Here is a 13,370-nt window from a genome sequence, read left to right as displayed (position 1 = left end):
GCGGCCGGGTCCTAGCGGCGCCGGCTCGCGGGCGGACCGGCGGCCCCGTCGCCCACCGGAACCTTGGCCAGGATGGAGCGGATGACCGACTGCGGAGTCTCGCCGGCGCCGGCGGCCTTCCGGTCCAGGATGATGCGGTGCGCCAGCACCGGCTCTGCGACGGCGACGACGTCGTCGGGCAGGACGAAGTCGCGGCCCTCCAGCGCCGCGGTGGCCTTTGCCGCGCGCAGCAGCTGCAGCATGGACCGGGGGCTGGCGCCGAGCCGCAGTAACGGGCTCTCCCGCGTGGCGCGGCCGAGCGCCACCGTGTACTCCTTGACCGCGCGGGAGACGTAGACCTGCTGGACCGTGGCGATCATGGCGGCCACCTGGGCGGCGGTGACGACGGCGGACACCGTGGCCAGCGGCGACGCGGACTGGTGCGTCTCCAGCATCTCCAACTCCGCCTCCCGGTCCGGGTAACCCATCGAGATCCTGGCCATGAACCGGTCCCGCTGCGCCTCCGGCAGCGGATAGGTGCCTTCCATCTCGATGGGGTTCTGCGTGGCCACCACCATGAACGGCTCGTCCAGCCGGTAGGAGGTCCCGTCGACGGTGACCTGGTGCTCCTCCATGCATTCGAGCAGGGCGGACTGGGTCTTCGCGGAGGCCCGGTTGATCTCGTCGCCGATCACGATGTTGGCGAAGACCGCGCCGGGACGGAACTCGAACATCCGCGTCGCCTGGTTATACACGGACACACCGGTCACGTCCGAGGGCAGCAGGTCCGGGGTGAACTGGATCCGGCTGACCGTGCAGTCGATGGTCCGGGCCAGGGTCTTGGCCAGCATGGTTTTCCCGACGCCGGGCACGTCCTCCAGGAGCAGGTGGCCCTGGGCCAGGAGCACCGTCAGGGCCAGCTTCGCCGCCTCGGCCTTGCCGTCGATGACCGTGTTGATGCCGGCCAGGATCCGCTCGCAGGCCCGGCTGAACTCCGCCGGATCCATCGGCTCCTGCCCGGTGCGGGCGGCGGGGACATGGCCGGCCGGCTCCGGCGCGGCCATGGCCTCGTCAACGGTCTCATCAAAGGTGGTGCGGCGGTGGAAATCCATCGGCAGCCTTTCAGCCCTGGGGCGGCCGGAACACCGCGGCAGGCAGATGCTGCCGGGCACCACGGTGGGCCGCCTGTGTGATATCAGCGTACTCACACAACTCACAGCGCAGACAGAGAGTTCCGGTAATTCTCCGATCCGGGCCGCCGCTAGGCTGGAAGTATGTCCTCCCCTTCCCTGGCCCCGGCCCCCTTCCGCGCGATCAGTGACGAGGGCACCGGTACCTCCGGTCGCAAGGCTTACCCGCCGGCACCGGAGCCGCTGCCGGTCCCGGTCATGGACAACCACACCCACCTGGACTTCCCGGACGCCGGTTCGTCCGCGGACGGGCCCGCCGTCGGCATCAAGGACGCCCTCGACGCCGCCGCCGCCGTCGGCGTGCAGGGCGCCATCCAGGTCGGCTGCGACCTGGAGTCCTCCCGCTTCACCGTCGAGGCCGTCGACCTCGACGCGCGGCTGCTTGGCGCCGTCGCCCTGCATCCGAACGACGCGCCCGAGTACGCCGCCCGCGGCGAGTTGGAGGCGGCGCTGGCCGAGATCGAGGCGCTCGCCGCCCACCCCCGGGTCCGGGCCATCGGGGAGACCGGCCTGGACTTCTTCCGCACCGAGGGGGAGGGCCTGGCCCACCAGCGGTACTCGTTCCGCCGGCACATCGACATCGCCAAGCGGCTGGGCCTGACCCTGCAGATCCACGACCGGGACGCCCACGACGACGTCGTGCAGGTGCTGCGCGAGGAGGGCGCCCCCGAGCGGGTGGTCTTCCACTGTTTCTCGGGCGGCGAAGAGCTGGCGAAAACCTGCAACCGGCAGGGCTGGTACATGTCCTTTGCCGGGACGGTGACCTTCAAGAACGCCGCTGACCTGCGCAGCGCGCTGGCCATCGCCGAACCGGAGCTGCTGCTGGTCGAAACCGACGCGCCGTTCCTGACCCCGCACCCGCACCGGGGCCGCCCCAACGCCAGTTACATGGTCCCGTACACGGTGCGCGGCATGGCCGAATTGACAGGCCGCGACCTCGCCGGACTCTGCGCGGGACTGGCCGAAAATACCGTGCGGGCATACGGATCCTGGGACTGACGCCAAGATTTTTCACGCTCTCCGATGTGTCGGCCCATGAATACCCGGTATGCATAATTTCTTGGCCGCTTTATAACGCTCCGGTTACAGTGGTCAACTATTAGCCGGGGTCGGGGAAGGCCTTCGGATAATTTCACTCCTTGCGGACGCGCGCTCCAGTGGTTGATCCACGTGCGCGCTCTCGTTTGGTGGTGTGGCGGTGCCCGCGTTTTCCGCAAGCATCCGGACCCGGTCCGGACCAGCCCTCGAGGGTGTTTGATGGGACACGCCTGTGCACTTTTCCCCGTGCCCGGATGGTCCAAGAGATTCGGGCAATCGTGGTCAAGTTCTTCACAACGGACGGCAAGGTCAGCGTCGTCAAGGTCGGTTCACAGCTGGTGGTCCTCATGGCCCTCGTGCTCGGCCTCGTCGCATTCGTCGGCAACAACAAGACAGTCACGCTCAACGTTGACGGCAAGGTTAGCTCCGTGCAGACCTTCGGCGGCACCGTAGGCCAGGTTGTTAAGGCCGCCAACGTCGAACTGCAGTCCGCGGACAAGGTCACGCCCGCCGCCGACGCCCATGTCCAGGACGGCTCCGTCATCAACGTCAACCTCGCCAAGGCCGTCAAGGTCAGCGTGGACGGCGCCGAGCGGACCGTGACCACCACCGCCCCTACCGTCGAGAGCCTGGTCTCCGAGCTCGGCGTCGCCAAGGCCTCGGAGGTCTCCGTCCCCAAGGACGCCCAGCTGGCCGTCTCCGGTTCCTATGTGAGCATCTCGACGCCGAAGACCGTCACCCTCGTGGCCGACGGCAAGGACACCAAGACCACCACCACCGCCGCCACCGTCGGTGAGCTGCTGAACGGTGCCGGCATCAAGCTCGGCGCCAGCGACCGTCTCTCCCAGCCGGCCAACGCCCCCGTCGTCAACGACATGGTGGTCAAGGTCTCCCGGGTGGACACCACCAAGACCGACGAGACCACTGAAGCCGTCCCGTTCGAGAGCCTTAGCTCCGACGACGCCACCCTGTTCAAGGGCGATTCCAAAGTCCTTCAGGCCGGCGTCAACGGCAGCATGAGCAAGAGTTTCAAGCTGATCCTGGTTGACGGCCGCGAAGCCTCGCGCACCCTCGTCTCGCAGAACGTCACCCTCCAGCCGGTCACCGAGAAGATCGCGGTCGGAACGAAGGAAAAGCCCAAGCCGCAGGCCGCCGCAGCCCCGGCCGCCCCGGCAGCTTCGGGCAACACCGGTGCCGCCGCCCCGGCCATGATGAACGAGGCCATGTGGGACAAGATCGCCCAGTGCGAGTCCGGCGGCAACTGGTCCATCAACTCCGGCAACGGCTACTACGGCGGCCTGCAGTTCGACATCCCGTCCTGGCTCGCCAACGGCGGCGGGGCATACGCCCCCAACGCCAGCCAGGCCAGCAAGGCCCAGCAGATCGCCGTCGCGAACACCTACTACGCCAAGGCCGGCCTCGGCCCGTGGGGCTGCGGCTGGGCGGCCTCGCGCTAACCTGACCACGTAGACCACCCGCGTAGAACCGACCGCGCTGCCGACCACCGCGCGATCGAATTCAAAAGGATCGAATACTGCGGGATCCCGCGAAGGCCGGCCCCGGCTCTGTCCAGCACAGAGCCGGGGCCGGCCTTCGCCGTTCCCTGCGACATTTCCTGAGCCGTCTCCCGCGCCGTTCCCCGTCGGGGGTGGCGACACCGCGGGATAGGATACCTAGGTGACTGAACCGACCTCCGCCGGGCCTGACGCGGCAACTCCCGCGACCGCCGCGACGCCTCCCGTGACCGCCCCGGCACCCCTGCTGGGCGCCACCGACATCCGCCGGATGGCCGAGGAGATCGGGGTCCGTCCCACCAAGACGCTGGGCCAGAACTTTGTCATCGACGGCAACACCATCCGCCGCATCGTCTCCGTAGCCGACATCGCCCCGGACGAGACCGTCCTCGAGGTCGGCCCCGGCCTCGGGTCCCTGACCCTGGGCCTGCTGGACGCCGCCAAAACCGTCGTCGCCGTCGAAATCGATCCGGTCCTCGCTGCGAAACTCCCCGCCACCGTCGAACGCTGGCGCCCCCACGCCGCGCAGGACTTCCACCTGGTCCTCTCCGATGCCATGAAGGTCACCGAGCTGCCGGTGGAGCCCACCGCGCTGGTGGCCAACCTGCCCTACAACGTGGCCGTTCCCGTGGTGTTGCACCTGCTCCAGCACTTCCCGAGCCTGCGCCACGGGCTGGTCATGGTCCAGGACGAAGTGGCGGACCGGCTGGCCGCGGCGCCCGGCTCCAAGACCTACGGCGTCCCCTCCGTCAAGGCCGCCTGGTACAGCGGGATGCGCAAGGCCGGGGTCATCGGCATGAACGTCTTCTGGCCCGCGCCGAAGATCCACTCCGGCCTGGTGGCCTTCACCCGCCGCGAACCCCCGGCCACGACCGCCACCCGGGAAGAGGTGTTCGCCGTGATCGACGCAGCGTTTGCCCAGCGCCGGAAGACCCTGCGCGCCGCCCTGGCCGGCTGGGCCGGAAGCGCCGCCGAGGCCGAGCGGTGCCTCCGCGCCGCGGGCGTGGACCCTACGGCGCGCGGCGAGGTGCTGGACGTGACGGCCTTCGCCCGGATCGCCGAGGCGCGGAACGCCACCATGCCCGCGGACGCCTGAGCCCTGGGCCGCAGAGCGCGGTGCGAACCCCCGGGCCGCGTGGATATCACCTGCGCCCGCGGCTTGGAACCGCACCGCCCATGCCATAGCGTGGAGCCATGAACGCAGTGAGAGGGCGCTTCCCGGCGCGGACCGTGAGGGTCAAGGCGCCAGGCAAGGTGAACGTCTCACTGGATGTAGGGCCGCTGCGGCCCGACGGGTACCACTCGGTGGCCAGCGTCTACCTGGCCGTCTCGCTCTATGAAGAGGTGGCCGCCACCAGCACGGACACGGGTGAAATCACGGTCGGCATCAGCCCGGCCAGCACCCTGGACCTCGACAGCGTCGACATCCCCCTCGACGAACGCAACCTGGCCTACAAGGCCGCAGCCATTATGGCCGACGTCTCCGAACACTCCACCGGCGTGCACCTGGAAATCACCAAACGCGTCCCGGTCGCCGGCGGCATGGGCGGCGGCTCCGCGGACGCCGCGGCCACGCTGCTGGCCTGCGACGCGCTCTGGAACAGTGGCCTCTCCCGCGAGGAACTCGCCCACCTCGCTGGCGAGCTCGGCGCCGACGTGCCCTTCTCCCTGCTCGGCGGCACCGCCGTCGGCCTCGGCGTCGGCGACGAACTCTCGCCCGCGCTCGTCAAGGCCCAGACCGACTGGGTGCTGGTCACCGCGGACTTCGGCCTCTCCACCCCCGAGGTCTTCCGCACCCTCGACCGGCTCCGGGCCGAGAGCGACGAGGCCATCGAGGAGCCAACCTCCGTCGATCCCCGGGTCCTCGCGGCGCTGCTCAGCGGCGACGCCGACGCCCTGAGCCGCGTCCTCGTCAACGACCTGCAGCGCGCCTCGATCGAACTCGCCCCGGAGCTGCGCGATGTTCTTGGCCTCGGCGAATCCTGTGGCGCCATCGCCGGGATCGTCTCCGGCTCCGGTCCCACCGTGGCGCTGCTGGCCCACAACCCCTCGGCCGCCGACGGGCTCGCCACCGAGCTGCGCCACCACGGCCTGGACGCCATGGCCGTCCATGGCCCGGTGCACGGCGCCCGCATCATCTCCGATACGCTCCTTTAAGAACGTTCGCAGTACGGACCCCGGCGGGGTCCTTCAGATCCAGGAAAGCAGTTCCCCGTGGCACACCTGCTCGGCGGCGAAAACCTCACGGTTTCGTACGCAACCCGCACCGTCCTCGACGGCATCACCCTCGGCCTCGAAGAAGGGGACCGGATCGGCATGGTGGGCCGCAACGGCGACGGTAAATCCACCCTGATGCGGCTGCTCGCCCTGCGTTCCACCCCGGACTCCGGCCGCGTCACCAAGCGCGGCGACGTCAACGTCGGCTACCTGGACCAGAGCGACGTGCTCGACGGCGACCTCACCGTCGGCGCCGCGATCGTCGGCGACCAGGCCGACTACGAGTGGGCCCGCAACCCGCAGATCCGCGAGATCATGGGCGGACTGGTCTCCGACGTCGACTGGCACGCCAACGTCCACTCCCTCTCCGGCGGCCAGAAGCGCCGCGTGGCGCTGGCCAAGCTCCTGATCGAGGACCACGACGTCATCATGCTCGACGAGCCCACCAACCACCTCGACGTCGAGGGCGTCGCCTGGCTGGCCCGGCACCTGAAGTCCCGCTGGCGCGCCAACCAGGGCGCCTTCCTGGTGGTCACCCACGACCGCTGGTTCCTCGACGAGGTCTGCACCAAGACCTGGGAAGTCCACGACGGCATCGTCGACCCTTTCGAGGGCGGCTACGCGGCCTACGTCCTGGCGCGCGCCGAGCGTGACCGCTCCGCCGCCGTCGTCGAATCCAAGCGCCAGCAGCTGGTCAAGAAGGAACTCGCGTGGCTGCGCCGCGGCGCCCCCGCCCGCACCGCCAAGCCGAAGTTCCGGATCGAGGCCGCCAACGCCCTGATCGCCGACGTCCCCGAGCCCCGCGACACCACCGCGCTGAGCAAGATGGCCACCGCCCGGCTCGGCAAGGACGTGCTGGACCTGGAGAACGTCTCCCTCGACCTGCGCGGTGACGAGTCCGGCCGGAAGCTCTTCGACAACATCACCCTGCGCCTGGCCCCGGGGGAGCGGCTGGGCCTGGTGGGCGTCAACGGCGCCGGCAAGACCACGCTGCTGAAACTGCTCAACGGCGAGATCGAACCCACCACGGGCAAGCTCAAGCGCGGCAAGACCGTCGTCACCGCCGTCCTGACGCAGGAGGTCAAGGAGCTCGACGACGTCTCCGACCTGCGCGTGATCGAGGTCATCGAGCGGGAGAAGCGCTCCTTCAACGTCGGCGGCAAGGAATTCACGGCCGGCCAGCTCGTTGAGCAGCTGGGCTTCACGAACGAGAAGCAGTGGACCCCGGTCAAGGATCTCTCCGGCGGCGAAAGGCGCCGCCTGCAGCTGCTCCGCCTGCTGGTGGGGGAGCCGAACGTGCTCATGCTCGATGAGCCCACCAACGACTTGGATACGGACACCCTCGCCGCCGTCGAAGACGTCCTCGACGGCTGGCCCGGCACCCTCGTCGTGGTCAGCCACGACCGCTACCTGCTCGAACGCGTCACCGACCACCAGATGGCATTGCTGGGCGACGGCAAGCTCCGTGCCCTGCCGCGGGGCGTGGACCAGTACCTGGAACTGCGCGAGGCAGCCCTGGCCGGCTCCACGGTGTCCGGCGGCGGCAACCCGGTCACCTCCGGCGGCGGCACGGCCGCGTCCGCGGCATCCGGCCCGTCCGAGGCGGAGAAGCGCGAGGCCCGCAAGGCCAAGAACCGGATCGACCGCCAGCTGGGCAAGCTGCAGCAGCAGGAGGACAAGATCCACGCCCAGATGGCGGCCGGCGCCGGCGACGCAAGCAAGTTCGACGAACTCGCCGCCCTGAACGCCAAGCTCCAGGAACTCGCCACCGAACGCGAAACCCTCGAACTCGAATGGCTTGAAGCCGCAGAAACCCTCGGCGAGTAGCTCCGGGCCGTTTCTCCGCGGTTGGCGTGGGTGCCGAAGACGGCCCTTCCGCGTCGCTTAGACACAACGCTCCGGAGTCCTGCGGTCGCTGGGCGACCTCCGGACCCCGGAGCGTCGCGATGCGCTCCTTTCGGAAGGACCGCCTCCGGCGACGCGTCTCACCCCAGTGCGTGGCGAACGACAGCGCGACGTGCTCTAGGTGCGCCAAGTGCCGCGTGGTGTATCCGCGCGCGACGCGTCGCGCCGATCGCGCGTGGCTGGGAAGAAGCCGTTTTGCCGCGAGCGGTGCTGTGGTTCTTCGCGTAGTCGCGCATCGCGGTGCAACGGGCCCCGAAAGGTCGCTCAGCGACCGCAGGGGCCTGTTGCGGCGAAGCGTGTCCCGAGGGCCCCGGCGCGAGCTTGCGAGTGCTGGGAAGGGACTAAGCGCTAAGCGACGGCGAAGGGCCACCGCGCCGCGAAGGTGACAACACCAGCGAACGGCCACCGCGCAGCGAAGGCGACCACGCTACCGCGAAGGGCCACCGCTCCGCGGAGGCAACCACAAGCTCAGCCGTCGATCTGCAGGCCCGGGTCCTTTTGCAGGCCGGTGAGACCGTTCCAGGCGAGGTTCACCAGGTGCGCTGCCAGCTCGTGCTTGTTCGGGGTACGGGTGTCCTGCCACCACTGGCCGGTCATCGCCACCATCCCCACCAGCATCTGGGCGTAGATGGCGCCGTCGGCGGCGCTGAAGCCGCGGCGGGAGAACTCGTCGGCCAGGATGTGCTCCACCCGGGTGGTGACCTGGGCAAGGAGAGCGGGGAAGGCTCCGCCGGGCTGGGCCGGGGGAGCGTCTCGGACCAGGATCCGGAAACCCTCTGCCCGGTCCTCGATGTAGCCCAGCAGTGCCAGGATCGCCCGCTCCACCAGGACCCGGGGCTTCGCGTCCGCGGACAGTGCCCCGCCGACGGCACCCAGCAGTATCCCAAACTCGTGGGAGACGACCTGGCTGTAGAGGCCCTCTTTGGAGCCGAAGTGCTCGTAGATCACCGGTTTGGAGACACCGGCGGCCGAGGCGATCTCCTCGATGGTGGTGGCGTCCCGGCCGCGGGCGGCGAACAGAGCGCGGCCGACGTCGAGCAACTGCAGCCGCCGCGCGGCGCCGGTCATCCGGGGCCGCGGGATATGGCCGGGCGCCCGCCCCGGCATGCCGGTGCGGTGGTCCGCCCCTCCGGACCCGCCTGCGTTCTCACTCACAGCATCCATCATGCCCTAATCCGCGCGGCCGCCGCGGACCGCCGAGTCGCACGAGCAACATGCTTCGTGGCAGAATTGGCTCTCGTGCCAGGGCCTAACCGCCGGGCATGGTCCGCTCTGGTGTAATGGCAGCACCCCGGCCTTTGGAGCCGTGGAGTATAGGTTCGAGTCCTATGGGCGGAACTGCGGCAGCGGGTGGGGGCCCTGTGGATTCCAGTAGGATGGACAGGATGCCGAGATCCACCGAGCAGCGGCCACGAGTCAGGCCGCTGAGCAAGGAGAGCCCGTACGTGAGCCCCGAGAACACCGGCCCAGCCGCCGTCATAGTCCTTGCAGCAGGCGCCGGTACCCGGATGAAGTCCCGTACCCCCAAGATTCTCCACGAGATCGGCGGCCGTTCCCTGGTCGGCCACGCCCTGAACGCCGCGCGCGCCCTGCACCCGGAGGAACTGGCCCTCGTGGTCCGGCACGAACGTGACCTCGTCGCCGCGCACATCGCCGCGCTGGATCCCGAGGCGCTGATCGTGGACCAGGACCACATCCCCGGCACCGGCCGCGCGGTCGAGGCAGCCCTCGAGGCGCTCGATGCCCGGCATGCCGGCGGCCCGCTGACCGGCACCGTCGTCGTCACCTACGGCGATGTCCCGCTGCTCACCGGCGGCCTGCTCGCCGAACTGGTGGCCGCGCACGAGGCCGGCGGCAACGCCGTCACCGTGCTGACCGCCGTGCTCGACGACGCCACCGGCTACGGCCGCATCCTCCGCGCCGAGGACGGCACCGTTACCGGCATCCGCGAGCACAAGGACGCCTCCGAGGCCGAACGCGGCATCCGCGAGGTCAACTCCGGCATCTACGCTTTCGACGCCGCCGTCCTCCGTGACGCGCTGGCGCACGTCACCACCGACAACGCCCAGGGCGAGAAGTACCTCACCGACGTCCTGGCCCTGGCCCGTACCGCCGGCGGCCGTGTCGCCGCCGTCGTCACCGAGGACCGCTGGCAGGTCGAGGGCGCCAACGACCGCGTCCAGCTCTCCGCACTCGGCGCCGAGCACAACCGCCGCACCGTCGAGGCCTGGATGCGCGCCGGCGTCACCGTCGTCGACCCTGCCACCACTTGGATCGACGCGACCGTTACCCTCGACGAGGACGTCCGCCTGCTCCCGAACACGCAGCTGCACGGCACCACCCGTATTGCCCGCGACGCCGTCGTCGGCCCCGACACCACGCTCACCGACGTCGAGGTGGGGGAGGGTGCGAAGGTCATCCGCACCCACGGCTCCGGTTCGCGCATCGGCGCCCGCGCCTCGGTGGGACCGTTCACCTACCTCCGCCCGGGCACCGACCTCGGCGAGACCGGCAAGATCGGCGCGTTCTACGAAACCAAGAATGTCACCATCGGCCGCGGCTCCAAGCTCTCCCACCTGGGCTACGCCGGCGACGCCGAAATCGGCGAGGACACCAACATTGGCTGCGGCAACATCACCGCCAACTACGACGGCGAGAAGAAGCACCGCACCATCATCGGCTCCGGCGTCCGCACCGGTTCGAACACCGTCTTTGTCGCCCCGGTCCAGGTCGGCGACGGCGCCTACAGCGGCGCCGGCGCGGTGATCCGCAGCGACGTTCCCGCGGGCGCCCTGGCCCTCTCGCTGGCCAAGCAGCGCAACGCCGAAGGCTGGGTCGCGGCGAACCGCCCCGGCTCCATTTCGGCCACCCTGGCCGAGGCGGCCGGCACCACAACTTCCTCCACTACTCCGGCACCAACAGAAGAGGGCTAGCAAACATGAGCGAAATTACGGCACACGGCGAGAAGAAGCTGGTGCTGGCCGCCGGGCGGGCGCACCCGGAGCTTGCACGCGAGATCGCCAAGGAGCTGGGCACCGAACTGCTGCCGCTGGACGCCTACGACTTCGCCAACGGCGAGATCTACGTCCGCGCCGGTGAGAGCGTCCGCGGCACCGATGCCTTCGTCATCCAGGCGCACCCGGCACCGCTGAACAACTGGCTCATGGAACAGCTGATCATGATCGATTCGCTCAAGCGGGCCTCCGCCAAGCGCATCACCGTGGTCTCCCCGTTCTACCCGTACGCCCGGCAGGATAAGAAGGGCCGCGGCCGCGAGCCGATCTCCGCCCGCTTGGTCGCCGACCTCTACAAAACCGCCGGCGCCGACCGGATCATGAGCGTTGACCTGCACACCTCGCAGATCCAGGGCTTCTTCGACGGCCCCGTGGACCACCTGATGGCCATCCCGCTGCTGGCGGACTACATCCGCACCCGGGTCGGCTCCGACAACATCACCGTCGTCTCCCCGGACACCGGCCGCGTCCGGGTCGCCGAACAGTGGGCCGAGCGCCTTGGCGGCGCCCCGCTGGCCTTCGTGCACAAGAGCCGCGACCTGACCGTGCCGAACCAGGCCGTCTCCAAGACCGTCGTCGGCCAGATCGAGGGCCGCACCTGCGTGCTGATCGACGACATGATCGACACCGGTGGAACCATCTCCGGCGCCGTCCAGGTGCTGAAGAACGCCGGCGCCAAGGACGTCATCATCGCCGCCACGCACGCCGTTTTCTCCGACCCGGCCGCCAAGCGGCTCTCCGAGTCCGGTGCTCGCGAGGTCGTCGTGACCAACACCCTGCCGATCGCCGCGAACAAGCACTTCCCGCAACTGACCGTGCTCTCGATCGCGCCGCTGATTGCCCGCGCGATCCGCGAAGTGTTCGACGACGGCTCAGTCACCAGCCTGTTCGACGGCAACGCCTGACCGCTCGCTCCACCACGGCAGTGCCGGGCCCCGTTTAGCACAACGGGGGCCGGCACTGCTAGACTTTTTCCCGATACCTTGGCGAGGGAGAGCGCCGGCAGGATTGCCGGTCTCCGTTATCGACTGGGTCTGAATCTCCTTCTGAAGTGGGCCACGCGCCCGGCGTCGAAGGTCGCTGACAGACCTCCGCCCTTGCTGAACCACCATTCCACCAGAGGAGACACTATGTCTGAGCAGAAGCTCGCAGCAGAAGTACGCACCGAATTCGGCAAGGGCTTCGCCCGCCGCGCCCGCATGGCCGGCCTCATCCCCGCCGTCATCTACGGCCACGGCGCCGAGCCGATCCACGTGACCCTGCCGTCGAAGGCCACCACCCTGGCCGTCCGCACCCCGAACGCCCTGCTGAACCTGGACATCAACGGCGAATCCCACCTCGCCCTGGTCAAGGACATCCAGCGCAACGCCGTCAAGCAGATCGTCGAGCACCTCGACCTGCTGACCGTCCGCAAGGGCGAGAAGGTTGCCGTTGACGTCCCCGTCACCGTCACCGGCGAAGTTGCCCCGGGCAACGTCCACAACCTGGAACTGACCACCGTTCCGCTCGAGGCCGAGGCAACCCACCTGCCGACCGCCATCGAGGTCAGCGTCGAAGGCCGCGGCGCCGGCGAGCACGTTCTCGCCTCCGACCTGGTCCTGCCGAAGGGCACCACCCTGCTGGCCGACGCCGAGACCCTGGTCGTCAACGTCTCCGAGGCCGTCGAGCTCGAGCTCGAGGAAGAAGAGACCGGCGAAGAGGCTCCGGAAGCCGGCGAGGAAGCTGCCGAGGAAGAGTCTTCCGAAGCTGCCGCCGAGTAATTACGGCGAATCTTCCGGCGGCCGGGTCCCACAGGGGCCCGGCCGCCGTCGTCTGTGCCCACCCCGCCCCGGCGGGCCGCCCTGAAAGGAACCACCCATGAGCGAAACCTGGCTGATCGTCGGCCTCGGCAACCCCGGCGCCGAATACGCCCGCAACCGGCACAACGTCGGCCAGATGGTCCTCGACGACCTTGCCGCACGGGTGGGCGGGGGCTTCAAGTCGCACAAGGCGGCACGGGCCCAGGTGCTGGAAGGCCGCATGGGCATCGGCGGCCCCCGCGTGGTGCTGGCCAAGCCGCTGACATATATGAATGTCTCCGGCGGCCCGGTCTCGGCGCTGACGAAGTTCTACGACATCGATCCCGCCCATGTCATCGCCGTCCACGACGAGATCGACATCCCCTTCGACACCATCAAGCTCAAGCTCGGCGGCGGCGAGGGCGGCCACAACGGCCTGCGCGACATCTCCAAGGCCCTCGCCACCAAGGACTACCTCCGGGTGCGCGTGGGCGTGGGACGGCCGCCGGGCCGGATGGACACCGCCGACTTCGTGCTCCGTGACTTCGCCGGACCCGAAAAGAAGGAGCTGCCCTTCCTGGTGGGCTCCGCCGCCGACGCCGTGGAGGACCTCATCCGCGAGGGCCTGCTCGCCGCGCAGCAGAAGTTCCACCCCGCGAAGGCCTGACCTCTGCCCCTCCCGGCCATAGCCCCGCCGTCCCAGGCTGGCAAGGGCCCTAGTCTCCTTCCCGGACC

Annotated in this window: 11 protein-coding genes and 1 tRNA gene; 10 read left to right on the top strand and 2 right to left on the bottom strand. The window is 69.4% G+C overall.

Annotation, left to right across the window (positions count from 1 at the left end):
- Nucleotides 1-11: 11 nt before the first annotated feature.
- Complete coding sequence (locus ABC337_RS02870; protein ID WP_412882450.1) at nucleotides 12-1,091, bottom strand: AAA family ATPase; 1,080 nt, start codon at nucleotides 1,089-1,091, stop codon at nucleotides 12-14.
- A 162-nt stretch (nucleotides 1,092-1,253) separates the two neighbouring features.
- On the opposite strand from ABC337_RS02870, the gene ABC337_RS02865 reads away from it, so the two are divergent.
- The 5 genes from ABC337_RS02865 (at nucleotide 1,254) to ABC337_RS02845 (ending at nucleotide 7,765) form a co-directional block, all read left to right on the top strand.
- Nucleotides 1,254-2,168, top strand: coding sequence for a TatD family hydrolase (locus ABC337_RS02865; RefSeq protein ID WP_412882451.1), 915 nt, complete (start codon nucleotides 1,254-1,256; stop codon nucleotides 2,166-2,168).
- Between the two features lie 293 nt (nucleotides 2,169-2,461).
- On the top strand, nucleotides 2,462-3,664 hold the full coding sequence (locus ABC337_RS02860) for a resuscitation-promoting factor (RefSeq protein WP_412882452.1): 1,203 nt from the start codon (nucleotides 2,462-2,464) through the stop codon (nucleotides 3,662-3,664).
- 328 nt (nucleotides 3,665-3,992) lie between these two features.
- A complete protein-coding gene (gene rsmA / locus ABC337_RS02855) occupies nucleotides 3,993-4,817 on the top strand; it encodes a 16S rRNA (adenine(1518)-N(6)/adenine(1519)-N(6))-dimethyltransferase RsmA (protein ID WP_412883233.1) in 825 nt (274 codons plus the stop codon).
- A 98-nt stretch (nucleotides 4,818-4,915) separates the two neighbouring features.
- Nucleotides 4,916-5,878, top strand: coding sequence for a 4-(cytidine 5'-diphospho)-2-C-methyl-D-erythritol kinase (locus ABC337_RS02850; protein WP_412882453.1), 963 nt, complete (start codon nucleotides 4,916-4,918; stop codon nucleotides 5,876-5,878).
- A 57-nt stretch (nucleotides 5,879-5,935) separates the two neighbouring features.
- Entirely contained in the window at nucleotides 5,936-7,765 is a 1,830-nt protein-coding gene (locus tag ABC337_RS02845; protein ID WP_412882454.1) for an ABC-F family ATP-binding cassette domain-containing protein, read from the top strand.
- A gap of 546 nt (nucleotides 7,766-8,311) precedes the next feature.
- Here the strand turns inward: ABC337_RS02845 and ABC337_RS02840 are convergent.
- Nucleotides 8,312-8,911 carry a TetR/AcrR family transcriptional regulator gene (locus tag ABC337_RS02840; protein ID WP_412883234.1) on the bottom strand — a complete coding sequence of 200 codons (600 nt, stop codon included), beginning with the start codon at nucleotides 8,909-8,911 and terminating at the stop codon, nucleotides 8,312-8,314.
- Between the two features lie 198 nt (nucleotides 8,912-9,109).
- On the opposite strand from ABC337_RS02840, the gene ABC337_RS02835 reads away from it, so the two are divergent.
- The 5 genes from ABC337_RS02835 to pth all read left to right on the top strand — a co-directional run bounded on the left by ABC337_RS02835 (nucleotide 9,110) and on the right by pth (nucleotide 13,302).
- Nucleotides 9,110-9,181: transfer RNA gene (locus ABC337_RS02835), tRNA-Gln, on the top strand.
- A 107-nt stretch (nucleotides 9,182-9,288) separates the two neighbouring features.
- Nucleotides 9,289-10,776 carry a bifunctional UDP-N-acetylglucosamine diphosphorylase/glucosamine-1-phosphate N-acetyltransferase GlmU gene (gene glmU / locus ABC337_RS02830; protein ID WP_412882455.1) on the top strand — a complete coding sequence of 496 codons (1,488 nt, stop codon included), beginning with the start codon at nucleotides 9,289-9,291 and terminating at the stop codon, nucleotides 10,774-10,776.
- Nucleotides 10,777-10,781: 5 nt separating this feature from the next.
- Nucleotides 10,782-11,762, top strand: a complete 981-nt coding sequence (locus tag ABC337_RS02825) for a ribose-phosphate diphosphokinase (protein ID WP_290258513.1) — start codon at nucleotides 10,782-10,784, stop codon at nucleotides 11,760-11,762.
- Between the two features lie 225 nt (nucleotides 11,763-11,987).
- A complete protein-coding gene (locus ABC337_RS02820) occupies nucleotides 11,988-12,617 on the top strand; it encodes a 50S ribosomal protein L25/general stress protein Ctc (RefSeq protein ID WP_412882456.1) in 630 nt (209 codons plus the stop codon).
- 97 nt (nucleotides 12,618-12,714) lie between these two features.
- Nucleotides 12,715-13,302, top strand: coding sequence for an aminoacyl-tRNA hydrolase (gene pth / locus ABC337_RS02815; RefSeq protein ID WP_412882457.1), 588 nt, complete (start codon nucleotides 12,715-12,717; stop codon nucleotides 13,300-13,302).
- Nucleotides 13,303-13,370 lie beyond the last annotated feature (68 nt).

Origin of the sequence: Arthrobacter phoenicis, from assembly GCF_047238215.1 — a bacterium.
Lineage (GTDB): Bacteria > Actinomycetota > Actinomycetes > Actinomycetales > Micrococcaceae > Arthrobacter.
This window is presented reverse-complemented; position numbering and strand designations above follow the sequence as displayed.

Bases quoted from the DNA above. Each gene is read 5' to 3' on its own strand.
- ABC337_RS02870 (WP_412882450.1), bottom strand. From the start codon at position 1,091: ATGGATTTCCACCGCCGCACCACCTTTGATGAGACCGTTGACGAGGCC.
- ABC337_RS02865 (WP_412882451.1), top strand. From the start codon at position 1,254: ATGTCCTCCCCTTCCCTGGCCCCGGCCCCCTTCCGCGCGATCAGTGAC.
- ABC337_RS02860 (WP_412882452.1), top strand. From the start codon at position 2,462: ATGGTCCAAGAGATTCGGGCAATCGTGGTCAAGTTCTTCACAACGGAC.
- rsmA (WP_412883233.1), top strand. From the start codon at position 3,993: ATGGCCGAGGAGATCGGGGTCCGTCCCACCAAGACGCTGGGCCAGAAC.
- ABC337_RS02850 (WP_412882453.1), top strand. From the start codon at position 4,916: ATGAACGCAGTGAGAGGGCGCTTCCCGGCGCGGACCGTGAGGGTCAAG.
- ABC337_RS02840 (WP_412883234.1), bottom strand. From the start codon at position 8,911: ATGACCGGCGCCGCGCGGCGGCTGCAGTTGCTCGACGTCGGCCGCGCT.
- ABC337_RS02825 (WP_290258513.1), top strand. From the start codon at position 10,782: ATGAGCGAAATTACGGCACACGGCGAGAAGAAGCTGGTGCTGGCCGCC.
- ABC337_RS02820 (WP_412882456.1), top strand. From the start codon at position 11,988: ATGTCTGAGCAGAAGCTCGCAGCAGAAGTACGCACCGAATTCGGCAAG.
- pth (WP_412882457.1), top strand. From the start codon at position 12,715: ATGAGCGAAACCTGGCTGATCGTCGGCCTCGGCAACCCCGGCGCCGAA.